This is a genomic window from Enterococcus sp. DIV2467a, assembly GCF_050532945.1.
In the GTDB taxonomy this organism is placed as follows: Bacteria; Bacillota; Bacilli; order Lactobacillales; family Enterococcaceae; genus Enterococcus; species Enterococcus faecalis.
The window spans coordinates 2290393-2316940 of the sequence record NZ_CP172896.1 but is presented as its reverse complement, the minus strand read 5'-3'; the positions used below and the strand labels follow the sequence as shown (position 1 = coordinate 2316940).

General features: G+C 37.9%; 27 protein-coding genes. 23 read left to right on the top strand and 4 right to left on the bottom strand.

Annotation, left to right across the window (positions count from 1 at the left end):
* Nucleotides 1–3: 3 nt before the first annotated feature.
* The 3 genes from IGL80_RS10955 (at nucleotide 4) to IGL80_RS10945 (ending at nucleotide 4057) form a co-directional block, all read left to right on the top strand.
* Entirely contained in the window at nucleotides 4–831 is an 828-nt protein-coding gene (locus tag IGL80_RS10955; protein ID WP_002391333.1) for a hypothetical protein, read from the top strand.
* Nucleotides 832–1102: 271 nt separating this feature from the next.
* Nucleotides 1103–2266: a glycoside hydrolase family 88 protein gene (locus IGL80_RS10950; RefSeq protein WP_010708292.1), complete on the top strand. Its 1164-nt coding sequence runs from the start codon at nucleotides 1103–1105 to the stop codon at nucleotides 2264–2266.
* A 12-nt stretch (nucleotides 2267–2278) separates the two neighbouring features.
* Nucleotides 2279–4057 (top strand): glycoside hydrolase family 35 protein, encoded by a 1779-nt coding sequence (locus tag IGL80_RS10945; RefSeq protein ID WP_033607434.1) that lies wholly within the window; start codon nucleotides 2279–2281, stop codon nucleotides 4055–4057.
* Between the two features lie 24 nt (nucleotides 4058–4081).
* Here IGL80_RS10945 and IGL80_RS10940 read toward each other — a convergent pair whose 3' ends face one another.
* Nucleotides 4082–4789, bottom strand: coding sequence for a GntR family transcriptional regulator (locus tag IGL80_RS10940; RefSeq protein WP_002355690.1), 708 nt, complete (start codon nucleotides 4787–4789; stop codon nucleotides 4082–4084).
* Nucleotides 4790–5049: 260 nt separating this feature from the next.
* Between IGL80_RS10940 and IGL80_RS10935 the strand changes: the two genes are divergently transcribed.
* The 4 genes from IGL80_RS10935 (at nucleotide 5050) to IGL80_RS10920 (ending at nucleotide 10705) form a co-directional block, all read left to right on the top strand.
* Nucleotides 5050–5943 (top strand): PTS mannose/fructose/sorbose transporter subunit IIAB, encoded by an 894-nt coding sequence (locus IGL80_RS10935; protein WP_002383065.1) that lies wholly within the window; start codon nucleotides 5050–5052, stop codon nucleotides 5941–5943.
* 48 nt (nucleotides 5944–5991) lie between these two features.
* Nucleotides 5992–6783: a PTS mannose/fructose/sorbose/N-acetylgalactosamine transporter subunit IIC gene (locus IGL80_RS10930; protein WP_002358771.1), complete on the top strand. Its 792-nt coding sequence runs from the start codon at nucleotides 5992–5994 to the stop codon at nucleotides 6781–6783.
* Nucleotides 6776–7576 carry a PTS system mannose/fructose/sorbose family transporter subunit IID gene (locus IGL80_RS10925; RefSeq protein WP_002383066.1) on the top strand — a complete coding sequence of 267 codons (801 nt, stop codon included), beginning with the start codon at nucleotides 6776–6778 and terminating at the stop codon, nucleotides 7574–7576. Before IGL80_RS10930 ends, IGL80_RS10925 begins: the two co-directional genes overlap by 8 nt.
* A gap of 114 nt (nucleotides 7577–7690) precedes the next feature.
* A complete protein-coding gene (locus IGL80_RS10920; protein ID WP_002404751.1) occupies nucleotides 7691–10705 on the top strand; it encodes a polysaccharide lyase 8 family protein in 3015 nt (1004 codons plus the stop codon).
* A 69-nt stretch (nucleotides 10706–10774) separates the two neighbouring features.
* Here the strand turns inward: IGL80_RS10920 and IGL80_RS10915 are convergent, their stop codons facing one another.
* Together IGL80_RS10915 and IGL80_RS10910 are read right to left on the bottom strand one after the other, a co-directional pair.
* Nucleotides 10775–11098 (bottom strand): DUF960 domain-containing protein, encoded by a 324-nt coding sequence (locus IGL80_RS10915; RefSeq protein ID WP_002355697.1) that lies wholly within the window; start codon nucleotides 11096–11098, stop codon nucleotides 10775–10777.
* Between the two features lie 251 nt (nucleotides 11099–11349).
* The gene (locus IGL80_RS10910) at nucleotides 11350–11958 is read right to left on the bottom strand and encodes a 50S ribosomal protein L25/general stress protein Ctc (protein ID WP_002358773.1); all 609 of its coding nucleotides are present in this window, start codon (nucleotides 11956–11958) and stop codon (nucleotides 11350–11352) included.
* A gap of 330 nt (nucleotides 11959–12288) precedes the next feature.
* On the opposite strand from IGL80_RS10910, the gene IGL80_RS10905 reads away from it, so the two are divergent.
* Together IGL80_RS10905 and IGL80_RS10900 are read left to right on the top strand one after the other, a co-directional pair.
* A complete protein-coding gene (locus tag IGL80_RS10905) occupies nucleotides 12289–13071 on the top strand; it encodes a 16S rRNA pseudouridine(516) synthase (protein ID WP_002358774.1) in 783 nt (260 codons plus the stop codon).
* Nucleotides 13068–13748: a YjjG family noncanonical pyrimidine nucleotidase gene (locus IGL80_RS10900; protein ID WP_002358775.1), complete on the top strand. Its 681-nt coding sequence runs from the start codon at nucleotides 13068–13070 to the stop codon at nucleotides 13746–13748. The genes IGL80_RS10905 and IGL80_RS10900 overlap by 4 nt, the downstream gene beginning before the upstream one ends.
* Nucleotides 13749–13783: 35 nt before the next feature.
* Here IGL80_RS10900 and IGL80_RS10895 read toward each other — a convergent pair whose 3' ends face one another.
* A complete protein-coding gene (locus IGL80_RS10895; RefSeq protein WP_002363227.1) occupies nucleotides 13784–14239 on the bottom strand; it encodes a GNAT family N-acetyltransferase in 456 nt (151 codons plus the stop codon).
* A gap of 174 nt (nucleotides 14240–14413) precedes the next feature.
* Between IGL80_RS10895 and udk the strand changes: the two genes are divergently transcribed.
* The 14 genes from udk to IGL80_RS10825 all read left to right on the top strand — a co-directional run bounded on the left by udk (nucleotide 14414) and on the right by IGL80_RS10825 (nucleotide 26547).
* Nucleotides 14414–15043 carry a uridine kinase gene (gene udk, locus IGL80_RS10890; protein ID WP_002355702.1) on the top strand — a complete coding sequence of 210 codons (630 nt, stop codon included), beginning with the start codon at nucleotides 14414–14416 and terminating at the stop codon, nucleotides 15041–15043.
* Between the two features lie 168 nt (nucleotides 15044–15211).
* Complete coding sequence (locus tag IGL80_RS10885) at nucleotides 15212–15553, top strand: type II toxin-antitoxin system PemK/MazF family toxin (protein WP_002355703.1); 342 nt, start codon at nucleotides 15212–15214, stop codon at nucleotides 15551–15553.
* 102 nt (nucleotides 15554–15655) lie between these two features.
* On the top strand, nucleotides 15656–16621 hold the full coding sequence (locus IGL80_RS10880) for a Gfo/Idh/MocA family protein (protein WP_002358777.1): 966 nt from the start codon (nucleotides 15656–15658) through the stop codon (nucleotides 16619–16621).
* Between the two features lie 369 nt (nucleotides 16622–16990).
* The gene (locus IGL80_RS10875) at nucleotides 16991–18910 is read left to right on the top strand and encodes a BglG family transcription antiterminator (protein ID WP_010708294.1); all 1920 of its coding nucleotides are present in this window, start codon (nucleotides 16991–16993) and stop codon (nucleotides 18908–18910) included.
* Nucleotides 18876–19199: a PRD domain-containing protein gene (locus IGL80_RS10870; protein ID WP_002386165.1), complete on the top strand. Its 324-nt coding sequence runs from the start codon at nucleotides 18876–18878 to the stop codon at nucleotides 19197–19199. Before IGL80_RS10875 ends, IGL80_RS10870 begins: the two co-directional genes overlap by 35 nt.
* Before the next feature lie 14 nt (nucleotides 19200–19213).
* Entirely contained in the window at nucleotides 19214–19570 is a 357-nt protein-coding gene (locus IGL80_RS10865) for a glycine-rich SFCGS family protein (protein WP_002355707.1), read from the top strand.
* Between the two features lie 30 nt (nucleotides 19571–19600).
* Nucleotides 19601–19957 carry a DUF4312 family protein gene (locus IGL80_RS10860; protein ID WP_002355708.1) on the top strand — a complete coding sequence of 119 codons (357 nt, stop codon included), beginning with the start codon at nucleotides 19601–19603 and terminating at the stop codon, nucleotides 19955–19957.
* A gap of 15 nt (nucleotides 19958–19972) precedes the next feature.
* Nucleotides 19973–20752, top strand: coding sequence for a DUF4311 domain-containing protein (locus IGL80_RS10855; protein WP_002355709.1), 780 nt, complete (start codon nucleotides 19973–19975; stop codon nucleotides 20750–20752).
* 19 nt (nucleotides 20753–20771) lie between these two features.
* Nucleotides 20772–21467, top strand: coding sequence for a DUF4310 family protein (locus tag IGL80_RS10850; RefSeq protein ID WP_002358779.1), 696 nt, complete (start codon nucleotides 20772–20774; stop codon nucleotides 21465–21467).
* A 130-nt stretch (nucleotides 21468–21597) separates the two neighbouring features.
* The gene (locus IGL80_RS10845) at nucleotides 21598–22911 is read left to right on the top strand and encodes a PTS sugar transporter subunit IIC (protein WP_002358780.1); all 1314 of its coding nucleotides are present in this window, start codon (nucleotides 21598–21600) and stop codon (nucleotides 22909–22911) included.
* A 25-nt stretch (nucleotides 22912–22936) separates the two neighbouring features.
* Nucleotides 22937–23236 carry a hypothetical protein gene (locus tag IGL80_RS10840; RefSeq protein ID WP_002363233.1) on the top strand — a complete coding sequence of 100 codons (300 nt, stop codon included), beginning with the start codon at nucleotides 22937–22939 and terminating at the stop codon, nucleotides 23234–23236.
* An 8-nt stretch (nucleotides 23237–23244) separates the two neighbouring features.
* Nucleotides 23245–24333 carry a DUF871 domain-containing protein gene (locus IGL80_RS10835; RefSeq protein WP_002358782.1) on the top strand — a complete coding sequence of 363 codons (1089 nt, stop codon included), beginning with the start codon at nucleotides 23245–23247 and terminating at the stop codon, nucleotides 24331–24333.
* Nucleotides 24334–24341: 8 nt separating this feature from the next.
* The gene (locus IGL80_RS10830; RefSeq protein ID WP_002358783.1) at nucleotides 24342–25451 is read left to right on the top strand and encodes an amidohydrolase/deacetylase family metallohydrolase; all 1110 of its coding nucleotides are present in this window, start codon (nucleotides 24342–24344) and stop codon (nucleotides 25449–25451) included.
* The gene (locus tag IGL80_RS10825) at nucleotides 25441–26547 is read left to right on the top strand and encodes a DgaE family pyridoxal phosphate-dependent ammonia lyase (protein WP_010708295.1); all 1107 of its coding nucleotides are present in this window, start codon (nucleotides 25441–25443) and stop codon (nucleotides 26545–26547) included. The genes IGL80_RS10830 and IGL80_RS10825 overlap by 11 nt, the downstream gene beginning before the upstream one ends.
* Nucleotide 26548: the final 1 nt, after the last annotated feature.

Here is a 26548-nt window from a genome sequence, read left to right as displayed (position 1 = left end):
AAAATGATAAAAATCGAATTGAAAAATAAAGACAATCAGATTATTACTGGCCGAATCGATCACGAGAAGCCAGAAGCGCCATTCATGGCGGAGGGAGACACGTTAGCGGTATTAGCAATTAAACAGTACCTTTATCAAGTTGGCGATAAAATTGTAGTGACTTATACAGGGGCTACCCCTTATTTGATGGTTCAATTAGATGAAACTTTGGCTCCTTCATTGATTTATTTGAAAGAAAAAGTTTGGGAATATCAAATTCCATTAGAAGAATCTGCTCGAAAAGCTTTTGTTGATACGGCCTTTCATTCAGCAAGGCACCAAATAATGGTTCGACAAGCGCACACGTTTGAAAAAGACAATTATCAAAATCTTTCTATGAATACACATGACCAAAAAGAATATTCAGGAGCCTATCCCCATGCGTATGCAAACGTTGAAACGAGAGACGATGCTGTTTTCTTTGCGAAAAATGCTATTGATTCTAAGTTTGGTAACCTTTCTCATGGCTCGTATCCATTTGCTTCTTGGGGAATTAACCAACAAAAGGAGGCACAGTTAACGATTGACTTTGGCAGGCCTGTAGAAACGGACTGGATCCGCTTGCTATTTCGGGCGGATTACCCACATGATAGCTATTGGGAGGAAGTCACTTTAGCTTTTTCAGATGGAGAGGAACGAGTAGTTGCCACAACGAATACCGCCTGTTTTCAAGAAATAAAGTTCCCAATGAAAACAACACAAACTTTGACATTAAAATGCTTACGAAAAGCGCTGGACTCTTCTCCATTTCCAGCGTTGACCCAAATTGAAGTATTCGGTCGGAATAAATAACAAGAGGTCGGGACAGAACCGTTTAGCTCCGAGAAATAAGAAGAAATTTCCGAAAATTGATCTTTGATTTTTGGAGAATTTCGGCTTATTTCCGAAGGAGTTGGTTCTTTTCCCGCCGTTTATCAGTTTTTGAGCGTGGAGCAAAAATCCAAAGTGATTTTTGTCCCACGCTCTTGTTTTTAAGATAAATAATCAAGAAAGGTCGCTTTTTATTTTCTTTTACGTTATAATACAATAAGTTAATATGTTAACAAGTTAAGGAGTGATGGAGATGTGTAGTCAAGAAAATAAACAAAGACTGATCTCTCTAGGAGAAAATGTCACAGATGAATGGATTCAAACGCAATTAAATGAATGCGTTTCAAAAATTGCTAAAAATATGCAGCGTTTCGGAACACAGTTTCCTTCAGCTTGTGCTACGAATGGTCGATATCGTCTCAAAGCTAACGATGATTGGACCAATGGCTTTTGGACAGGCATGCTTTGGCTGGCATATGAGTGGTCTCACCAAGAAAAATTTCGTTTACTGGCAATGGAAAATATTGACAGCTTTCAACAACGATTAGAGGAGCATTTTGTTTTGGACCACCATGACATTGGTTTTTTATATAGTCTATCGGCGGGTGCTGGGTATAAAATTACCGGTGATGAGCGCTGTAAACAAGAAGTGCTAGCTGCCGCTGAAGTATTGTCAGCACGATTCCAAGAAAATGGCTCCTTCATCCAAGCGTGGGGCCATTATGGTGATCCCAAAGAATATCGATTAATTATCGACTCATTAATGAATTTACCGCTTTTATTTGAAGCAACTAAATTATCTGGAAATAGGGTTTATGAGGAAATTGCCTCACGTCACTATCATACGTTAATGAAAACGGTGATTAAATCCGATGCGACAACTTATCATACCTATTATTTTGATCCAGAAACAGGCAAACCAAAACATGGAGCTACGCATCAAGGACATAGTGATACTTCCATTTGGGCACGAGGCCAAAGTTGGGCAATTTTAGGGATTCCCCTAAACGAAACATTTCTCCATTCCCAACCATTTCCAGAAATGTATCCACAAATAGTGGAGGTTTTTCTAGCTCATTTGCCAGCAGATTTAATTCCCTATTGGGATTTTGATTTTAATGACCAAATGCCATCTGACAAAGATAGCTCGGCACTGGCAATTGCGACATGTGGTTTATTGGAAGCAGACAAACTACAGGCTTTTCCTCAAGCAAAAGAGCTTGCCAAAGGAATGATTTATCAATTAGGAGAATATTATCGTACGAAAAATGATTCCGAAAATGAAGGACTGCTACTCCATGGTGTTTACGCACATGCAGAAGGAAAAGGGATTGATGAACCCAACTTATGGGGCGATTATTTTTACATGGAAGCCTTAATACGTTTAGCAAAACCATCATGGCAAAGATACTGGTAAAGGGGAAAAATGATGCAAACGTTTGAGATTAAAGAAGACTTTTTATTAAATGGACAACCAATAAAAATTATTAGCGGGGCGATTCATTACTTTCGAATGACACCTAGACAATGGGAAGATAGCCTCTATAATCTGAAAGCTTTAGGAGCTAATACAGTAGAAACCTACATTCCTTGGAATATTCATGAACCAGAAGAAGGCGTATACGATTTTGAAGGAATGAAAAACATTGAAGCATTTGTCCGCTTGGCAGAAAAACTGAATTTACTAGTTATTCTGCGTCCTTCGGCTTATATTTGTGCAGAATGGGAGTTTGGTGGCTTACCAGCATGGCTTTTGAAAGAAAAAGGCGTACGATTACGTTCGACAGATCCTATTTTTATGACTAAAGTTCGTAACTATTTTCAAGTATTATTGCCTAAACTAGCACCGCTGCAGATAACACAAGGTGGACCAGTGATCATGATGCAGGTTGAAAATGAATATGGGTCCTATGGCATGGAGAAAGCGTACTTGCGACAAACCAGGCAGATAATGGAAGAACTGGGGATTGAGGTTCCTCTTTTTACATCTGATGGCGCTTGGGAAGAGGTTTTGGATGCGGGGACGTTAATTGAAGAGGATGTTTTTGTGACAGGAAATTTTGGTAGTCATTCGAAAGAAAATGCTGCCGTTTTGAAAAAATTTATGACTCGTCATGGTAAAAAATGGCCGTTGATGTGCATGGAATACTGGGATGGGTGGTTCAATCGTTGGGGCGAACCAGTGATTCAGCGAGAAGGTACCGACTTGGCGAAGGAAGTAAAAGATATGCTGACAGTGGGTTCTTTAAATCTCTATATGTTTCATGGAGGAACAAATTTCGGCTTTTATAACGGGTGTTCGGCGCGAGGTGCAAAAGATTTACCTCAAGTCACTAGCTATGATTATGATGCTTTATTAACAGAAGCAGGAGAACCAACAGAAAAATATTATGCCGTTCAAAAAGCAATTAAAGAAGTATGTCCAGAAGTTTGGCAAGCACAACCACGCACGAAAAAACTGGGGAATTTAGGAAGCTTTCCAGTAACTGCTAGCGTATCCTTATTCGCAGTAAAAGATCAAATGATGACACCGAAGACCACCGCGTATCCATTAAGTATGGAAGAAGCTGGCTCAGGCTATGGCTACTTGCTTTATTCGTTTGATTTAAAAAATTATCATCATGAAAATAAACTAAAAGTGGTCGAGGCCAGTGATCGTTTACACATTTATGTAGATGGAGATTTAGCTGCTACCCAATATCAAGAGACAGTGGGAGAAGAGCTACTGATTTCAGGGCAAACTGAAAAAGACACACTTGCGTTAGATATCTTAGTGGAAAATTTAGGTCGCGTTAATTATGGCTTTAAATTAAATAATCCGACACAAAGTAAAGGAATTCGAGGTGGAGTGATGCAAGACATTCATTTTCACCAAGGCTATCAACACTATCCCTTAACTTTTTCACAAGAGCAATTAGCCAAGATTGATTACACAGCTGGAAAAAATCCATTGCAGCCTTCATTTTATCAAGTAACATTTGAATTAGAACAGCTAGCAGACACGTATATTGACTGTCGAGGCTACGGCAAAGGATTCGTTGTGGTCAATGGTCATCATCTAGGTCGTTATTGGGAAATAGGACCCATTCATTCGCTGTATTGTCCCAAAGAATTTTTACAGCAAGGACAAAATGAAGTAGTAATTTTTGAAACAGAGGGAATTGACATTGAGTACTTGAAATTTACGAATCAAGTAATCATAGATTAAAAAAATAGAAGTAGAAGCTGAAATTTATTCGGCTTCTACTTCTATTTTGGTTTTGAAATATTTCCAATGTTTATAACTAATAATATATTCAGCAACACTACCATCTGCGAGATAGGAATGTTTAACTTGTTTAACAGCGGGTTCACGAAAACTTAATTGAAGTAAGTTCAATAACTCAGCATCTTCGGGAAAGACAATTTCATTTGTTTCTACAGAAGCCAACGAGAAGAGGTCTACTGAAAAATCTTTACGGACTCGTTCATACACACTTGCATAAGCTGTGAGGTCCTTTGAGAGCGGCTCTTTAACAAGCTTTTTGGGAAGATGTGTGATATGTACGAGAAAGGGTGTATCTTCAGAATAGCGTACACGCTTGATTCTATAATAAGAAGCGTTAGCTGGTAAGCCTAATTCCTTTAAAATTTCGGCTTGATTATCTTCTTCAATTGAAAGGACTTTAACTTTTTCAGAGTCTAAAGAATGCAACTCGATATCAGAAAATTTTACATTTTGAGAAACTTTTGATTTCGAAACAAAGGTCCCTTTTCCTTGGATACGATACAAGTAACCTGCACTGGTCAGCTCATTCAGTGCTTTGACAGCTGTGATAGAACTAACAGCATATTTTCGTTTAATATCGGCTTCAGAATAAAATTTATCACCAGGAATAAAGGTATGATTTTTTATTTCACGTAAAAGGTCTTGTTTAATTTGTTCATATTTAGGTAACATGCGATTGCCTCCATTCTAGTAATCGAATGAATTAAGCATAACATGTTAACTAGCCTTTAGCAAACACTTTGAAAAAGAGGAAAGACAATTTTTATTTAAAGAATTCAAAAAAATAAATTCAATATATTAAGATATTAGGTTTACGGATAACTTAGTATGTGTTATAGTAAGTTCGTAGAGAACATAACATGTTAAGTAGGGTCACCTACATCTAGGGAGGGAAATTCGTGGAAAACATTGTACTAATTAGTCATGGTAGCATGGCTGAAGGCGTCAAAGTTAGCTTAGAAATGATCGTTGGTCGGCAAGAACACGTGCATACAGTCTCATTACGACCAGATAGCGACAATCTTCAATTTGAGAAAGAGCTAAATGAAAAAATGAAAGCCCTTAACGGTACGACACTGATTATTGCTGATTTACTAGGAGGAACGCCATGTAACGTGGCAACTAAGAATTATTTGAACGTTGACGGAGTGGAAATTATTGCAGGGATGACGCTCTCTGTTGTGATTGAAGCAGTGGTTAATCAACAGGCTTCGATTAAAGAATTAGTTTGTTTAGCACAAGAAAATATTGTTGATGTAAAAGCTGGGATGAATCAAGCAGAACAAGAGATTTCAGAAGCCAGCAAAGAAAAAGAGTTAAGTAACTATAGTCAATATGCTGGAAAAGAAAATATTGTAAACACACGGATTGATGAACGGTTAATTCATGGACAAGTAGCGGGAATTTGGTCGACAAGTCTTAGTACACAGCGAATAATTGTAGCCAATGATGAGGCGGCTACAGATCCTTTACAAAAATCATCTTTGAGAATGGCAGCGCCTTCTTCGATGCGTTTATCTGTTCTTGGAGTAGAGGCTGCCGCTAAAAATATTCAATCAGGAAAATATGGTAAACAGCGTTTATTTTTATTATTTAAAAATCCGAAAGATGTGCTCCGCTTTATCGAAGCGCAAGGACCTATCAAAACTGTAAATGTTGGGAATATGAGTTACAAAGAAGGAGCACGCGAAGTAACAAAAAGTATTCAAGTTTTACCAGAAGAAGAACAAATTTTTGAAACAATCGCTTCAAAAGGCGTCACTGTGACAGCCCAATTAGTTCCAAACGATCCAGTCGTTGATTTTATGAAAAAATTACGCGGCTAAAACTGTCAGACTAAGAAAGAATATTTTTAAATTTAGGAGGAAATTTCAATGCATTTAGCAGCGTATCAAATTATTTTAATTACTATTTATGCGTTTATTGCTATTAATGACTCACTTATTTCAAATACGTTGACGCAACCAGCTATTGCTGGAATGATTTCTGGAATGATTATGGGAGATTTAAAAACTGGTTTAATGGTTGGCGGCACTCTTCAATTAATGCGTTTAGGAATTGCTGCTTTTGGTGGAGCATCGGTACCTGATTATTTCACAGGGGCTGTTTTAGGAACCGCTTTCGCTGTAATCTCTGGAAAAGGAGCGGAGTATGGCATTGGTTTAGCTGTTCCTGTTTCTCTGTTGATGTTGCAACTAGATGTAGTCGCCCGTTTTTGTAATGTCTTTTTACTTCATAGTGTCGATAAAGCGATTGATAAGATGCAAGTAAAACGGATTCCACGCTTAGTTTTATCTGGTTCTGTTCTGTGGGGACTGTCTCGTGCCATTCCGATTTTATTAATGTTATTAGCGGGGGATGCTGTAGTAACAACGATTACCGATAACATGCCAGAATGGCTAATGACGGGCTTAAAAACAGCTGGAGGAGTATTACCTGTTGTCGGTGTAGGGATTTTATTACGTTACTTGCCAACGAAGCAATATATCCCCTATTTACTATTAGGCTTTTTCTTAGCGGCTTATTTAAAAGTTCCAATGTTAGGTGTTTCGATAGTTGGGATGGTAGCAGCGATGCTTGTATTTAAACGTGATGGGGCAAAAAGCACGACACAAGCAACAACAGGAAATGGTGATTTTGAAGGAGGATATGACGGCGATGAGTAAGCATAAACTGACAAAAAAAGAATTAAATGCAATTAGCTGGCGTTATATTTTAGGAAGCCAATTAAACTGGAACTATGAACGTATGATGAGTTCAGGATATTTATACGGCATCTTACCTGTTTTAAAAAAATTCTATGGTCATGATGAAGCACAATTTCAAGATATGATGCGCACACACAATCAATTTTTTAACACCAATGCTATTTTTGGGAATTTAATTATGGGGATTGATGTTGCGATTGAAGAGCAAGATGGCTATAAAGCGAAAGAAACAATTATTGCGCTAAAAACAGCTCTGATGGGTTCTTTGGCAGGCGTTGGGGACTCTTTATTCCACGTTATTTGGGGGACGATTTTCGGCTCTGTTGCAGGGACACTGGCTCAAAATGGTTCGGTGGTGGGCTGTGTTATTTGGATTATTGCAAATATTGCACTATTGTTTGGTCGGGCCGCGCTCTTACCACTTGGTTATAAGCAAGGGGTCAAACTAGTGACGACCTTAAAAGACAAGTTATCTGCCTTTACGAATGCAGCAACTGTTCTTGGTGTGACTGTGATTGGTGCCTTAATTCCTTCAGTTATCAAGGCGACAGTTCCTTTTGTTTATAAAAAGAACGGGGTCGAATTAGTTATTCAAGATACGTTAGATGCGATTCTGCCTTCCTTAGTTCCAATCTTACTTGTTCTTTTGACTTATTGGATGTTAGGTCAAAAGAAATTAAATTCCACACGAGTGATTTGGATTATTTTAATTTTATCGATTGTTTTGAGTGCCTTTGGTATTTTGGCGTAAAAAGTATATTAAGTGATTTTCAGAGAGTCGGAGAGTGTAGAAAGTATTTTTCTTCACTCTTTTTCTCTAATTTGGATGTAAGCGTTTTACGTTAATTTTTTAGGAGGAGAAAGAATGAAAAACAGGAAAATATGGGTAATGCTGGTCGGACTGTTTACTGCTTTGACGAGTGGATTTATGGGAACCACTCTTACTTTTGCAGAAGAAAACGAAGCGAGCCAAACGATTGAGCAACCCTCTTACATTTCAGATTTCCCCAATCAAGTTGGGCATTGGCAAGATTTGGTGGGAACAGCAGAAAAAAAGAATGATTCTGCTGGTTTATGGATCGCAAACACGAAGCAAGGGACAAACCTAGAATCTGTCTCTATCAATCTTGATGCACGTGAACAATCTTCAGGAGATCTTGAACTAACCTTTTTATATGAAGGGCAAAGTAACTTCGGATTGGTTTTTCGCGGAGATAAACAAAAGACGAGTCAATGGCAATCTTTTGCTTATAATCGTGACGGCCGCTGGCAATTAGGACAACCAGGCGGTAAATGGCTAACTAATATTCCGGGACCAACATTACTAAGTGGCCAACAATATAAACTGCTGGTTCGCTATGACGGGAAAAAAATTCAGACATTCCTGAATGATCAATTATTTTATGAAAATGAAGAGGTTCATTATCCTGATGGTACGTCCATTAATGATGACTGGATGGGAGCTGTAGGAATTAGACTATTTGGTAATCTATCAAAGCTGAATATCATTTCTATGAAAAGTGGCTCCGTTGGTAGCATTCCTGTTATCGATTCATCTGCAGAATACCGAGAATTAAAAGAAAAATGGCGAAATCAGCTTGTTTCAAAAGAATATGATTCAACTAACCAAGCGCTTGTAGACTATGTCCAAAAAATCTTCAATGAAGCAACAGAACTCGATCAAACGATGAATAAAGAGCCGAACCGCAGCTATTTATGGCCACTAGAGCCTGGCAATACGCCATCGGCTGATTTAACGACTCAATTTACCAAATTGCAAAAATTAGCGTTAGCCTATGGAACGAAGGGGAGTACGCTTTACCAAGATGACAAATTGGCAGCAACCATTATTGATGGCTTAGATTTTATGGTAACGCAAAAAGGATATGATGGGAAAAAGTACCATGGAAATTGGTGGGACTGGCAAATTGGTGTGCCACAGAAGTTTCTTAATATTCTAATGATTTTAGAGGATAAAGTTTCTCCAGAAAAGCAACAAATCTATACAAATGCGCTGAGCAGTTATGTCCCAGATCCGTTTAAACAGTTGTATACAAAACCACAAGGAACGTTTGTGGATTTAGCTTTTATCCCAAATTTTGTGACATCAGGAGCGAACCGAACGGACTTAGCTTTAACTGTTTTGGGGTTAGGAATTTTACAAAAGGATAGCGGGAAAATTAACCAAGCATCCAGTAGTATCGTCGATGTATTTAAATTAGTCACAAAAGGTGATGGTTTTTACCAAGATGGTTCTTTTATCCAGCACAATAACATTCCTTATACAGGTTCGTATGGCAATGTTTTGGTGAAAGGGATTGGACAAATTTTGGCCATTACAGCAGATTCATCTTTTCAAATGGATGCAACTCTTGTGACAGAATTTGTTGAAAATGTTGATCGTGCCTTTCTTCCTTTGATTTATAAAGGTGAAATGCTACCAACTGTGAATGGCCGTTCCATCTCAAGAGCCCCAGCAGTTGGAAAAACAGGCTATGGCTCAACTACCATGTATAATTTATTAATTGTGGCTAAATTTGCTCCTAATAATTATCAAAAGAAATTTCAAGAAGCCGTTAAATATTGGATGAAGGAGAACCCAGATTATTATTTGACAAATGCTCGTGATTTTAATGATTTACAGATGACTATGCAACTTTTAACTAATCCAGAAATTACGGGAGGGCAACTTCCTTTTACAGGCACGAAACTTTATGCTTCGATGGATCGATTTGTCCAACGCACACCTAGTTATATGTTTGGGCTAGGCTTGTATTCAAAGCGCACTGCATCTTTTGAAGCAGGGAATAAAGAAAATAAACGTGGCTGGCACACTGGTGACGGAATGATGTACGTATATAATGATGACGAGGTTCAATTTAATTCCAGCTATTGGCCAACTGTAGATCCCTATCGACTACCAGGAACAACTGTAGATACCATTTCTTTGGCAGATGAAGTTTCAGCATTTACAACAATCACATCGAAAGAGCAATGGGTTGGTGGAGTAACATCAGAAAATCAGGCAGTAGTAGGGATGGCTCTTAATAAAGACGGGACCAAAAATAATGGGAAACTTTTACCTATGAACCTACAAGCTAAAAAATCTTGGTTTGTATTAAATGGGCAAATTATCGCATTAGGCGCAGGAATTAAAGGGGATACAGAGGCTTCGATTGAGACAGTTGTTGATAATCGTTTGTTAAATGATGCGTATCAGTATCAAGTGCTATCAAATATTGGGGAGATTCATGAGAAAAATGAAACGAGTAAAAAACAATGGTTATTACTAAAGTCGGATCATTCCAATGCTAATATGGGTTATTATTTTCCAGAAGAAACAACGGTAAATGTTAAAAGTGAAACTAGAAAAGGAACCTATAAAGCAATTAATGAAGCATTTCCAAGTGATAAAGAATATGTAGGTGATTATCGAACATTTACGATTCAACATGGTCAACACCCAACGAACGAGCATTATGCTTATGTAGTTTTACCAGGAATCGATGAAACTGATTTAAAAACATATGCTGCCAAAAAAACAGTAGAAGTTCTCTCAAATACAGAAGAAATTCAAGCAGTTAAGCAAGAAGAAGAAGGCTATCTTGGGGTTAACATTTGGTCAGAAACTGGCGGTACAATAGCAGGGATTACCTCAAATAAAGCTATTTCTTTAATGAGAAAGACACAACAACACCAAAAAACGTATACTTTCTCTGATCCCACACAAACAACTAAGACACTGACTTTAAAAATACCAAAAGATTACAGCAGAGTAATTAGTCAAAGTGACGGAATCACTTATGATGATGCAACAGAAACCTTTACTATTAATTTTGAAAATGCTGCAGGAAGTAGTAAACAAATTATTGTAGAATAACTAAAAGAAATTAAAGTAGCCTCAAATTCCAGTTTTAATCGGAATTTGAGGCTACTTTGTTGAAATTATTTAAGATTCTAACATTTCTGCAGGTAATAAAATCGTTTCACGATGGCCATCATCAAAAGCAAAAATTCGCGACGGATATGCCGTAGAATAACTAAATGGTAAGTCGATTGCCATTTCTACTGAACTATTTTCCTGAGAAAAATGGACAGTCACTTTGCCATTATTGTTCAACAAATCAAAGTGAAGTAAATCGTTTAAAGGGATAACCCCTTTTAGATTTAAGTCAATAATCAACCAAATACTATCAATTAAGCCACTAGGTAAGCTGGAAACAACACCTAATGAAGCATAGCGGCTACGGTCACTATCAAAACGTTCAAACATATGGATGACCTCCTTTTTGTTTACTTACTTTTAGTATACTGCAAATTTAAAAAAAAGAAATTGTTTCGTTTGAAAATATTGCGTAGATTAGCAAAAATTTAATATTCCTCTGTAGCTTCCTAGCTTTGCAGGTGTCATCATTTATGTGAAGAAATCACGACATGCAGTAAAAAGAAAATGGGACGTACGTTGTTTCAACGTACATCCCATTTCTAAAACTTAAGAGAATCAGCTGAACAAAAGTGTACTCTTTATTCGGCTAATTCTGGTTCAGTCGTTTCAGCAGCTGTTCCTTCTTCTTCTTCAGGAGCAGTTTGTGCTTCAACAATAGCAACTAGTTGTTCTTCTGGATCAGTTAAAATTTCATAGTCTTTGTGTTCAGGTAAATCAGCGATTGTAAGAGCATCACCAATTTCTAAGTTTGTAATATCTACTTCAATTGATTCTGGCAATTTGTCTGGTGTGGCTGCCACTAAAACAGTGTACAAGTTTTGAGCTAAGGTACCCCCAGCTTTCACACCTGCAGATTCACCAATTAATTGAACTTCTGCTTCGACTTCTGTTGTTTCTTTCATATTTACAGATAAGAATTCAACATGAAGCATTTGACCAGTAAAGGTATCTAACTGTGCTTTCGACATTAATGTGTTGATGTTTTTGCCATCAACTGTCATTTTAATAACGGTGTTAGCACCATGTTCGCGTAAAATTTTTGATAAGTCTTTTTCTTCAAAATAGATTGGTGTACTTTCAATTTGGTAACCGTAAACAATGGCAGGTACTTTCCCTTCGTGACGTAGCTGATTTCTTAGTGAACGTGGACGGATAGCTCTTTCTTTAACTTCTAATTGTACTGACATAACCTAATTCCTCCTTGAAATAATGAGTGATTTGGTTAAACTCAGAAACAAAACATAATGGAAAAAAGAAACTCTTTTTTCAGTTGTTCTTGTCTAGAAAAATGCTAACAATAATCAAAAAATCCCCACAAATATTGCCAGGCAACACTCATGGGAATGGTTCATTGTTATCGTTGTTCTCTCCCAGGTCATTACGCTGTTTTTGAGAAACCTTTATTTACTTTACTTATTAACCGTAACACTTATATTTTTATACGTCAAGGAATTACCTTTTTCTACTTTTCATCTTTAACGGATTCCACTATACTAATACCAGAATGGAGCGGAACAATGCGATTAGATAAATTACTAGAAGAACTTCAGTTTGGATCACGCAAAACGGTGAAACGAATAATCAGAGGCAAGCAGGTCACTGTGGATGGCATCGTGACATTAAATGAAAGCCAAAACGTCGATGCGCAATTACAAATGATTAAAGTAAAAGGACAATTAATTTCGCATAAGACCCATGTGTACTATATGTTGAATAAGCCAAAAGGTGTGGTTAGCGCTGTCTCAGATGCATCTAAAAAAACAGTTATTGATTTGATTGCGCCACAAGACAGACGCCCTGGTCTTTATCCAGTGGGCAGACTCGATGGCGATACGGAAGGGTTACTTCTATTAACAGATAATGGACAATTAGGGTATCAATTAATTCGGCCAAATAAAGAAGTAGCGAAATGTTATGAAGTGAAAGTCAATGGTTTGGTCTCTGCAGAAGATTGTGCTAAATTTAAAGATGGGATTGTTTTGCAAGGAGGCATTCAATGTAAGCCAGCAAAAATAACTGTTCTTGCAGCGACTGAAACGGAGAGTCATGTTTTCCTGACTATTCAAGAAGGAAAATTTCACCAAGTGAAAAAAATGTTTTTATCTGTGGGGAAAAAAGTGACTGCTTTAAAACGTCAAACTATGGGGCCGTTGCGGCTAGATCCGCAATTACCTTTAGGTGCTTATCGTTCATTAACAAGAGAAGAGTTACAATTGCTATTGCCTTATTTTTTTATTGAAAAACAACAAACAAGCAAAGCGTTACCGAGTAATTTGAAAAGAGAAGAGGAACGGAAATGAAAACATTGCTTTTTGATGTTGATGATACATTGTTAGATTTTAAATTGGCTGAAAAGAAGGCGCTCCATGCCTTATTTGAAGAAGAAAATGTACCATTTACATCTGAAGTCGAGTCAACATACCACCGAATTAATCAAGGATTATGGCGTTCATTTGAAGAAGGAAAAATAACAAAAGATGTTCTCCTTGATACACGGTTTGGTTTATTGTTTGACGCGTTTAATCGAGAAGTTGATAGCGTTAAAATGGGAGAAAACTACCGAGAATATTTAAGTCAAGGACATGACTTGCTTGGCAATAGTCAACGTATCTTGGAAAAATTAGCACCCCATTATGATTTATATATTGTGACAAACGGAGTGGCAAAAACACAGTATCGTCGGTTGGAAGATTCGAAATTAATGCCTTATTTTAAAGATATTTTTGTTTCAGAAGAAGTGGGTTATCAAAAACCGATGAAAGAGTATTTTGATTTTGTTTTTGAATGGATTCCTAATTTTAGTAGAGAAAAAACAATGATTATTGGCGATTCTTTGCATTCAGATATTCAAGGAGGCCAACAAGCGAAAATTCAAACTGTTTGGCTCAATCCGACCTCCGCTCCAGCAACACCAACAATTCAACCCAATTATACGATTCAACAGCTAGATGAGTTGTTACCAATTCTTGGGCATTAAAAAAACAACATTTCCTGTACAGGAAATGTTGTTTTTTAACTTAAATGTAACCGTAAGCGAACCATATCTTTTAAAGGCAAGCCGTTTTCCATAATGGGCTCATCATAATGATGGATAAAAAAATCTGGTTCAATATGTGTCATTCGAAAACCGACTTTTTGGTAGAGATATAGTTGTTGAAAGCCTGTGCTCCCAGTCCCAATCTCCAAGTAATCATACTTTTCTTTTTTTGCAAAATCAATGGCAAAATGTAATAACTCTTGTCCGATGCCCCGCCCTCGGCTTTCTTCTGAGACAGCGATGTTTACGATTTCCAATGTCCGTGGGTGAGTCGGCAACAGGACTAAAATTCCTTGAAGTTCTTCAGTCTGATAGTCAAAGCAAATGCCGCGGGTAATGTAATCTGCCACCATTTTTTTTGAGGGATCTGCCTCATAAAGAAGAGCGTAATGCGCAGTTGTAAGTGCTTCTTTTTTGACTTTTTTAATCATAGGTAGGATTCTCCTTTTATTGATAAGTATACTGTAATTGAAAGAAGTGTGGGCAGATTTTTCATAAGAAGATAAAAATCACATGAAAAGTCTTGGAAAAGGTCTGGCATTCTTCAGAGTTTTCATTATAATAGTAAAAGACAATGAAGTTTTTGAAAAGAAAGAGGTTTATACATGAAAGATAGTCAGCCAATTATCATTGGTGTTACTGGCGGATCAGGAAGCGGAAAAACCAGTGTTAGCCGTGCGATTTTTAATAATTTTCCCGATCATTCAATTATGATGTTAGAACAGGATTCTTATTATAAAGATCAGAGCCATTTGAGTTTTGAAGAACGTTTAAATACCAATTATGATCATCCTTTTGCGTTTGATACAGATTTATTGATTCAACATGTTGAACAACTGTTAAACTATCAAGCCATTGAAAAGCCAGTTTATGACTACGTTGCGCATACAAGAAGTACAGAAACGGTGATCCAAGAACCGAAAGAAGTAATTATTCTTGAAGGGATTTTAATTTTAGAAGATCGCCGCTTAAGGGATTTAATGGATATTAAAGTGTATGTGGATACAGATGATGACATCCGTATTATTCGTCGAATCAAGCGTGATATGGAAGAACGTGGCCGTACGTTGGATTCTGTGATTGAACAATATTTGACAGTCGTCAAGCCCATGTATCACCAATTTATTGAACCTACGAAACGTTATGCAGATATCATTGTGCCAGAAGGTGGCGAAAACCACGTCGCTATTGATTTAATTAATACAAAAGTGGATAGTATTTTAACAAAAATGTAATAGTTAGCTTAAATAGCCGTCTCTATATCAGAGTCGACTGTTTAAGCTTTTTTTGACTTTTAAAGGGTGGTTTTATCAAATATTTTAAGGGATAGCTAAAAAGTTGAAAATATTGCAAGAAACAATATGCTATAATTTTTTAAAGGAAAAGGAGGGAAGGGAATCTGAATGATAAAAAGAGGTGAGGTTTTTTATGCGAATCTCTCACCAGTTGTTGGTTCTGAACAAGGTGGGATTCGACCTGTCCTGATTATTCAAAATAACAAAGGTAACTTATTTAGTCCAACGTTGATTGTTGCACCGATTACCCGTAACGTAAGCAAGCGGCTGCAACCAACGCAAGTCCTCATCGAAATTCCCCATAACGAGTGCAGGACGCCATCACTTATTTTGTTAGAACAAATTCGAACATTGGATAAAGAACGAATGCTACACAAGGTTTGTCAACTTTCTCGTGAAGAGATGGAACAGGTCAATCAAGCTTTAAAAGTTAGCGTTGGTATCCGTTAATTTACATATAAAGAAATCGTTTTGGGGAAACGGTTTCTTTTTTTTGTTGAAATGGTTTCCAAATATTCGTTTTTCTCGTATAGTGAAAGAGGAGGCGATCACATGGATAAAATTCGTTATGGAATTATGAGTACTGCCCAAATTGTCCCAAGATTTGTAGCAGGGCTTCGAGAAAGCGCGCAAGCTGAAGTGCGCGGGATTGCATCAAGGCGTTTAGAGAATGCTCAAAAAATGGCTAAAGAATTAGCGATTCCGGTGGCTTATGGCAGTTATGAAGAGTTATGTAAGGATGAAACAATTGATATTATTTATATTCCCACCTACAATCAAGGACATTACTCAGCAGCTAAGCTTGCGTTATCACAAGGAAAACCCGTCCTACTGGAAAAACCATTTACATTAAATGCTGCTGAAGCAGAAGAACTCTTCGCAATCGCACAGGAGCAAGGGGTTTTTCTAATGGAAGCTCAGAAGTCTGTCTTTTTACCAATTACCCAAAAAGTAAAGGCGACAATTCAAGAAGGGAGATTGGGAGAGATTTTATGGGTTCAGTCAGTTACTGCCTATCCCAATGTGGACCATATTCCCTGGTTTTACTCGAGAGAAGCGGGTGGTGGAGCGCTTCATGGCTCAGGAAGTTATCCATTACAATACTTACAATACGTATTAGGGAAAGAGATTCAAACTGTTACGGGAACCGCAACGTATCAGCAAGGGGCGACGGATAGTCAATGTAATTTAGCTTTGAAATTTGCTGAAGGGACGCTGGGCAATATTTTTATTAATGTTGGTTTAAAGATACCTAGTGAAATGACCATTTGTGGTACAAAAGGGCAAATCGTTATTCCTAATTTCTGGAAAACAGATTGTGCTTATTATACAGATGCTCAAGGCAACACTGTCAAATGGTCTGAACAATTCACTAGTGAATTTACCTATGAAATCAATCATGTGAATCAATGTTTACAAGATAAAAAGTTAACTAGCCCCGTAATGACGAAGGAATTAACGATAGCAACCGTTAAAATTGTTGAAAGTTTTTATCAAGAATGGTTTGATAACAAATAATTACCATCACTTGCTATCCAAACTATTCTGTGTTAAAGTGTGTTTTATGCGACGAGTTGACTCAATCAGATAGCTTCGGCTATTCCGTTTTGACGGCTAGTGATTGTCAAACACAACGACACCAGATAGTACGGCTATCAGTTACCGGATTTGTAACGTGTCGGACAGAATACTTTTGTGGAGAAGGTCTCTGTCTATTTATGCAAATAAATAGTGTGGTATCCCTTAACAGTTACTACTGTTAAGGGATTTTTTTGTATGAAAAGAGAAGTGTTGCACTTTTATAAGTGCAACTTTTTTGTGTTGTGGAACAGATAAAATAACGCTATAGTTTTAAGTGTAAAGGGAAAAGAAAAGAGGTGACAAGGCATGACCGTGTTGTTGTCCAAAAGAGCGATAAATATTTTATTGATGCTTTTGGATTTGGAAGGGAGTATTACCACGCAAGAATTAGCTGAGAACTTTACTGTCAGCGTTCGAACAATTAAGTATGATTTAGAAGATATTCGTGCTTGGTTTGAACAGCACGATGAGACACTTTATTCAAAACGAAATAAGGGAATCTGGCTAGATTTACCTGACTCTAAACGCTTACTGTTAAAAAATGAAATTATCGATGTCGATCGATTTGAAACCTATCCTGATCAAAAAAGACGAGTCAATGTATTGATTTTTCAGCTATTGTCAGTCAAAGGTTACTTAACGGCACAGCAGCTAGCAGATGAATTATTAGTGAGTCGAAACACAATTGTCAGTGATTTGGAACAGGTCGAACGGTTGCTGCAAGCATATGATTTAACCTTAATTCGCCAAGCACGGCAAGGGTTTACAATCAGTGGTGAAGAAAGCAATGTACGATTACTGATGGAATTTATCACTCAAAAAGAACTTACAGAATACGATATTTACCAAATTATGAACTATGTGACAAAGACAAAAGGGGCTGAAAAGATCCCTAAAATTAAATTTGGGTCAGGGACATTGTTTCAAGGTTGTTATCGTAGTGCATTGAAAAAAATGCGAAATTTAATTAATCCACTCGATCAAAATCAATTTGATTATGCCGAAATATTATCTATTACGTTGAGAGTGGCAATTGCCGCAGCACGTATGCAGATGGCACATACAATTGGGACTTACCGAGTGTTATCACAAAAAACACGCTTTGAACAACGGAACGAAGTACCACTTTTACTTTTACAAGAGGTGTTTGAACGTTATGACTTGCCTTTATTAGCGGATGAATATTTTTATATTTATAGTGATTTATTCGGAACCCATCAACGGCAAGATATGGTTCAATTAACAAAGCGAGTGATTGAAAGCGTTTCAAAAGAGCTGAATTATCCTTTTGTAAATGATCGCCAATTATTTACGAACTTGTTTGCACACCTGTCCTTACGTTTTACAAAGAAACATTTATTTATTAATGAATACAATCCGTTTTCTGAAGAAATCAAAGGAAAACACCCAGCGTTATTTTTAGCTATTCAAAGTGCCTGTAAACAATTAATTCAACGTTCTGTTTTGTTAGTCAACGATTCTTTCTGCGCATATATTGCGTTGCATTTTTTGGCAGCTCAGGAACGACAACAGCAGGAAGCTAAAGTTGTTAGGATTGTGTATGTTTGCTCGACGGGCTTAGGTGTGACCAGTTTAATTGAACAAAAAATTTTAGAGGAAGTACCAAACGTTGAACTCGCAGGATTTGCTTCTGTTTTAAATGCAACTGAAGTGATTCAAGCAGAAAAGCCCGATTTGGTATTGAGTATTTTCCCAATTGAAGAAATGACATACCCATTTATTAAAGTTAGTCCATTGTTGACGGACACAGACTTAAGTTTGATTCGGGAAGAGGTCGATAAAATTTTATTAGGGAAACGTCAAGGAAAAGGTACCGCTCGCTCCACGAAATCTGATGTAATTGAAAAAAATGAACGGATACAAAGCCAAGATTTATTAGTAAAAGCGTATATTATTTATGAAGAGTTAAAACGAATGTTTCAAACAAAGTTACTGAGCGAATATCAAGAAGCCTTTTTACTTCACGTTTTATTAATGACACATCGGATTACGTTTAATAAACAATACGAAGAGATTCCTTGTAATAGAGAAGTATCTCATGAACGGCAAGAAGAAATTCGGCAAATTGAATGTTTATTTGCTAAAAATGAGTTACCTGTCAATCATGCTGAAATTTCAGCATTACTTAATTATTTAGAACAACCAAAGGAGGAAGAGGATGGAACTAGCAATGGAAGCACAGGAGATCATTCGACAAAGTGCTGAACCAGAAAAGCTACAATCGATTATCAAACAAACCAGTGCGCGATTAGCAGAAGCACAAATTGAACCAACGGAATTACAGTGGACGATTTTGATTAACCATCTCAATGAGATGCTGAATCGTTCAAGAGAAGGAACGACATTAGCTGGTGTTGATCGGACGTTATTTACGGAACTAACACCAGAAACGTTGAAAATTGCACAAGAAACAACAGAAGCAATTGGTCAGTTATCAGAAGATGAATGGTATGTTTTAGCTGTTCATTTTGAAGTTGCTAAACAAAACAATTAATAGGAGGAAAAGTTATGATTACAGTAGTTATCGCAGATCGTTTAGGAAAAGGACAAAATGTTGCAAAAGGAGTGGAGCAAGCCGGTGGTCGCGCGGTTGTTGTTCCAGGAATGGGCGCTGATATGCGTTTAGGAGATGTGATGCAACAAGAAAAGGCTGATTTAGGCATTTCTTTCTGTGGCAGTGGTGGTGCAGGGGCGTTAACGGCTGCTACTAAATACGGGTATCCCGAAAGACATGGCATGCGATCAATCGAAGAAGGGGTAACAGCAATTAACGATGGGAAAACTGTTCTTGGATTTGGTTTTATGGATCAGGAAGAACTTGGTAAACGAGTAACTGAAGCATTTATTAAGAAACACGGAGCATAGAAAGTAGTAACTTAGAAAGGAGCGGTAATTATGGATGCCACAAAACGGTCAACACAAACCGTGATTGTTTCTGGAAAAGGTAATAAGAAGAATGAAGCTTTTGCAAGTGCATTGAATGATGTTTCAAAAAAAGTATTAAAAGAAACAACAGAGGTCCTCATCCGGATTGAACCGAAAGAAGTAACTATTCGTCAGGCAAAAGAACAAGTTTATACAGAAAAATTTCTGTTCTTCTTCTTTCCTAGAAAGAGAGTGATTTATCATGTCGAACTAGCTGTAGAAGTGGAAATCCAAGCCATTGCAGTCGAAGAAGTTGATTTTTTAACGGAAACAATTAAAGAACCGAACGCAGTAGTAGTTCCGTTTCTTTCAAAAAGAGGCGTATAAAGGGAGGAAGAAGGAATGGAATTTGTAATCATTTTGCTGAAGTCATTGCTTATTGGTGGTTTACTAGGTTTTGCAGCTGGCGCAGGCGCTGCTCGGATGTTTCATGCACCACAAACGCAAGGGTTAGGGGCATTTAGAACATTAGGAGAAATGAACGCGGCACAAGGAGATCCAGCATCACACTTTTCTTTTGGTTTAGGTTTTTTCTTTAATGCTTGGGCTTCGGCCGTCGGAGCAGGGGCCTTTACACAAGATGTGACCCACCGGATTGTGCCTAACTGGGCTGCAGCAATTTTATTGGTAAAGGATAAAGATGTCACTAAAACGATGCATAATCCCAAAAAAATGGGGATTGTCGGGGCCTTTGTAGGAATGGCGACTGTGGCTTTCTTAAATAGTACAGCTGCAGCAATTCCAGAATCGCTACAAGTAACAGCAGTTGCGGTGTTGGTACCTGCAGCAACGATTTTAATCAATACTGTGATGCCTGTTTTATTCTGGCTAGCGGCTTTAGATGCAGGAAAACGGACGGGTTTCTGGGGAACATTATTTGGCGGATTATCTCAATTAGTCATGGGCAATGCTGTCCCAGGAGTTGTATTAGGGATCTTAATCGGTAAAGGTGTCGATGATTTAGGGTGGACCCGAATGACACGCGGCATGCTTGGTGCCATTATCTTATTATTTATTTTAAGTGGCTTCTTCCGAGGGTTCGACTTAGAAATGATCGAAAGTTTCCGCTTGTCTATTCCTCAATGGTTAAATAATTTACACAATGTCTTCACCGTTAAATAGAAAAAAGGAGGTCTCATAGATGGAACAGCAAGAAAAAAATGAATGGGCACAACAAGAACAAGAAATTCAAGAAGGTTTAAAAGGCAAAAGTTTTTGGTATGCTGATTGGGGCTTTCCCATTTTAGTCGGGATTATGTCAGCGGCAATTTTTGCAGGAACACATATGTATGTAGTTTATGGTGTGGGCGCCTTTAATGAAGTTTCAATTGTTGCGATGCTAAAAGCTGGTTTAGATGGTGGTTCTTATGGCGCTGCCGCAGCATTTGGTGCAAGTTTCCTGTTTGCACGAATTTTAGAAGGTTCTTTAGTCGGGATTTTAGATTTAGGTGGCTCAATTTTAACGGGGATCGGGATTGGCGTACCTGCAATTTTCCTCAGCATGGGTATTAAAGCACCTGTAGAAAACTTTGGCTTAGCACTTTTAACAGGTGCGCTACTAGGGTTAGCAGTTGGTGACGTAATTGTGTTGATTCGGAAATTTACTATCAATCAAGGAAATTCCACTTTTGGTGCGGATGTGATGATGGGTGCTGGTAATGCCTCAGGACGTTTCTTAGGTCCATTAATTATTTTGAGTGCGGCGGGAGCTTCGATTCCTATTGGGATTGGTGCCACATTAGGCGCTTTAGGTTTTTACATTTGGAAAAAGCCAATCGCTGGGGGCGCAATTTTAGGCGCAATGATTTTTGGTGCAATATTCCCGGTTTCTTTATAATCAGAAAAAGCCTTTTGTTTTGCACTTTCTCTGTCATGAATAAGAATAAGCGTTTACATTATAACGTTACTATGTTATTATAAATGCGAAATAATTATTATTTTTATTAGTTGAACGGAGGAATTAACAAATGAATGGTTTTGTACAGTGGATGGAAGTTAAGTTAATGCCGATTGCGAATAAATTTGGTTCGCAACGCCATATGACAGCGATTAGAAAAGGATTAATTGCAACGATGCCTTTAACAATTGTGGGCTCATTCTTTACAATTTTTCAAAATATTCCAATTGAGGCATACACAAAATTGATTGAACCTTATCAAGCAATTTTAGATATTCCTTCCCGCTATACGATGGGGTTACTTGCACTTTATGCAACATTTGGGATTGCTTCATCATTGGCCAAAAGTTATAAGCTTGACTCTTTGACGTGCGGAATTTTAGCATTAATGGCCTTTTTAGTAACAGCGGCACCACCAACACGTGTCTTTGAAGATGTTGACAACGTCATTACAGCAGGGCGCTATATTAATTTAGCAAATTTAGGTTCAGCTTCTTTATTTGGTGCGATTGTAACAGCGCTGTTATCTGTTGAAATTTATCGCTTCTTTATTGAAAAAGATATTATGATTAAGATGCCAGATGGCGTACCGCCTGAAGTGTCAAATTCATTTATTGCGTTAATTCCAGGAGCAGTTATTCTTTTATTATTCTGGGTTATTCGCCACGTAATTGGTTTTGATTTGAATGGTTTCTTGAGTACGTTATTAATGCCACTTAAAGGTATCCTTGCTGGTAACAGTTTATTTGGCGGCTTACTAACAGTCTTCTTAATCTGTTTCTTCTGGGTTTTAGGGATTCATGGTCCAGCGATTATGGGCCCAGTTATTCGTCCTTTCTGGGATATGTCGATTGCAGAAAACCTTGAAGCTTTTACCAATGGCGCAAACGTTCATCAGTTACCTAATATTTTTACAGAACAGTTTTTACAATGGTTTATCTGGATTGGTGGCGCTGGAACTACGCTTTCTTTAGTTGTTTTAATGATGTTTTCTAAATCAACGTATCTGAAAAGTCTTGGCCGTTTATCGTTCTTACCAGGCTTGTTTAATATTAATGAACCAGTTATTTTCGGAACGCCTATCGTAATGAATCCTATTTTAGGTATTCCGTTTATCGTGGCACCGTTAATTACCACAACGTTATCTTATTTCTTAACAGTCGCTAATATAATTCCGATGATGGCTGCACGTTTAGCGTTTGCAATTCCAGCACCAATTGCTGCTTGGATGAGTACCAATTGGAGTTTTTCGGCCGCAGTATTAGTGATTGTTAACTTCTTAATTACAATGGCTATCTACTATCCATTTTTCAAAGTTTATGAAAAACAACAATTGGATAAAGAAGCAGAAGAATTAGCAGCTGAACAAGCAGCGAAAAATTAAAAAATGTTAGGGCGGGTGTTCTGATATGAATATCCTGCCCCTTCTAAGTCAGAGAAGAAAGTCAGGAGCGTATAAGATGATTATTTGGTTCATTTTCTTTTTTATCGTTAGTCAAATTATTATAGAAAAAGGGCAGTTGCCTACTGTTGTTTATCAATTTGGTTTGGTAAAGACGTTGGTTTTTACGGCAGTTTGTATTACTCTTTCCATGATAATTGGCGGATTTCTAAATCAACCAGTATTGCTCGTTGGCTCTACAACAATCCTGTGTAGCTCGGTGATTGCTTGGAAATTTCGAAATAAATTTGAAAATAGCGGAGTGTGAGAACGAAGATGAAAAGAGCATTAGGTGTATCAGTTTATCCAGATCATAGTGATATCAATCAAGATAAAGCGTATTTAAAAAAAGCCAGCGAATGTGGGTTTACTCGAATTTTTATGAGTATGTTAGAAGTGACCGATGGCAAAGAAGCAGTTCAGAAAAAATTTAAAGAATTAATTAGTTATGCGAAAAATTTAGGATTTGAAACAATTTTAGATGTCGTTCCAAGTATCTTTGATGAATTGGAAATTTCATATGATGATTTGACTTTTTTCAGCGAATTAGGAGCTGATGGGATTCGGTTGGATACAGGTTTTGATGGAAATAAAGAAGCCATGTTGACGTTTAATCCATTCGGCGTGGCTATTGAGTTGAATATGAGTAATGATGTCGCTTATCTTGATAACATTTTGACGTATGAAGCGAATCGATCTTTTTTATATGGTTGTCATAACTTTTATCCACAAGCGGGAACTGCATTGCCGTATGATTTCTTTGAAAAATGTAGCATCCGTTTTAAAAAGGAAGGTATTCGGACAGCTGCTTTTATTTCATCTCAGGTAGGTGAAATTGGTCCTTGGGATGTGAATGATGGGCTACCTACTTTAGAAATGCATAGACAGTTGCCAGTCACTGTTCAAGCTAAACATTTATTTGCAACAAATTTAATTGATGATGTTGTTATTGGAAATGCTTATGCTTCCAACGAAGAATTAGAAGCATTGGGTCAGTTGAATCGTTATCAAACAGAATTGACCATTGTTTTTGAAGAAGCGACTTCTGAAATTGAAAAAGAAATCGTAACAAAAAATCAACATTTTCGCCGTGGAGATATCACTCAGCAGATGATTCGTTCCACAGAAGTGCGTAAAAAATATAAAAATGAAGCTAATCCCCCACATGATAATCAAGCAATGCTACAACCTGGAGATGTTGTTGTGGGAAATGATGCATTTGGAAAATACAAAAATGAATTACAAGTCGTTTTAGAACCACATCAAGACTCACGCAAAAATCGAGTAGGGCGTATTATAGAAGAAGAACTTGTATTATTAGAATTCATTAAGCCTTGGACAAAATTTAGATTTATAGAAAAGTAGGGAAGAATATGGACTACGATTTACTTATAAAAAATGGACAGACAGTAGATGGTATGCCTGTTGAAATTGCAATTAAAGAGGAAAAAATAGCTGCTGTTGCAGCAACTATTTTAGGTTCTGCAAAAGAAACTATCCACTTAGAACCAGGTACTTATGTATCCGCAGGCTGGATAGATAATCACGTTCATTGTTTTGAAAAAATGGCTCTTTATTATGATTATCCAGATGAAATTGGGGTCAAAAAGGGTGTTACGACAGTGATTGATGCTGGGACAACAGGTGCTGAAAACATTCATGAATTTTATGACTTAGCGCAGCAAGCAAAAACAAATGTTTTTGGATTAGTCAATATTTCTAAATGGGGCATCGTTGCTCAGGACGAACTCGCAGATTTAAGTAAAGTACAAGCGAGTTTAGTCAAAAAAGCGATTCAAGAATTACCAGATTTTGTTGTAGGGATTAAAGCCCGTATGAGTAGGACCGTTATTGGCGATAACGGCATTACGCCTTTAGAATTGGCCAAACAGATTCAGCAAGAAAACCAAGAAATTCCCTTAATGGTTCACATTGGATCAGCACCGCCTCATTTAGATGAAATTTTAACCTTGATGGAAAAAGGGGATGTCCTAACCCATTGTTTTAATGGGAAAGAAAATGGTATCTTAGACCAAGCAACGGATAAAATAAAAGACTTCGCTTGGCAAGCGTACAACAAAGGGGTCGTATTTGATATCGGGCATGGTACGGATAGTTTCAATTTTCACGTAGCTGAAACAGCGTTGCGCGAGGGAATGAAAGCTGCATCAATTAGCACAGATATCTACATCCGTAACCGAGAAAATGGTCCTGTTTATGATTTAGCCACAACGATGGAAAAACTCCGTGTGGTCGGCTATGATTGGCCAGAAATTATTGAAAAGGTAACCAAGGCTCCTGCTGAGAATTTCCATTTAACGCAAAAAGGCACGTTGGAAATAGGTAAAGATGCTGATTTAACGATTTTCACGATTCAAGCAGAAGAAAAAACATTGACTGATTCTAATGGATTGACACGAGTAGCCAAAGAGCAAATTCGCCCAATCAAAACAATTATTGGAGGACAAATCTATGACAATTAGTTACGAAAAATTCCACTTAAAAGAAGTCATTAATGCTTCTGGCAAGATGACCATTCTAGGTGTCTCCAAAGTTTCGGAGGCAGTCCTAGAAGCTCAACGATTCGGCGGCGAACATTTCTTTGAAATGAGTGAACTTAGTGTGCAAACAGGGGCCTTTTTAGCCAACTTGTTGAAGGTAGAAGATGCCCAAATCGTTTCCTCGGCTTCGGCGGGGATTGCCCAATCGGTGGCTGCCTTGATTGGAAAAGGCAGCTTGTACCACGCGTATCATCCCTATTCAGAAAAGATCGAACAGCGGGAGATTGTTTTACCTAAAGGGCACAACGTGGACTACGGCACGCCTGTAGAAGTTATGGTAGCGCAAGGCGGCGGCCAAGTGGTGGAAGCTGGCTACGCCAACATGTGCAGTCCAGAACACGTGGAAATGATGATTTCTGAAAAAACAGCGGCCATTCTATACATCAAAAGCCATCATACCGTGCAAAAAAGTATGCTGACGGTGGCCGAAGCGGCCAAAGTGGCGCAACGCCACAAGGTGCCGCTAATTGTTGACGCGGCAGCAGAAGAAGATCTTTTCAAATACACCGAAGCAGGCGCTGATTTGGTGATTTACAGCGGCGCCAAAGCCATTGAAGGGCCAAGTGCCGGTTTAGTGGTCGGGAAAAAAGAATACATTGACTGGGTGCGCCTGCAAGGCAAAGGCATTGGTCGAGCAATGAAAATTGGCAAAGACAATATCCTAGGCTTTACGCAAGCAGTGGAAGAATACTTGGCGCATGGCAGTGAATCAGGGGCTTCGATGCAAGAACGCTTAAAACCGTTTGTTGAAGCCATCAACAGCTTGTCATATTTAACCGCCAAAATTGTCCAAGATGGCGCTGGACGAGACATTTATCGCGCCAGTGTCAAAGTGGACGGCAGAAAAACTGCCAAGGAAGTCATCCAAGCATTAAAAGCAGAAAGTCCAGCTATTTATACGCGAGAATATCAAGCCAACAATGGCATCATTGAATTTGACATTCGTTCTGTCAATCAAGAAGAAATGAACAAAATCGTGCAACGATTACAAGAAATTATGGATACAAAGGAGAAATAAG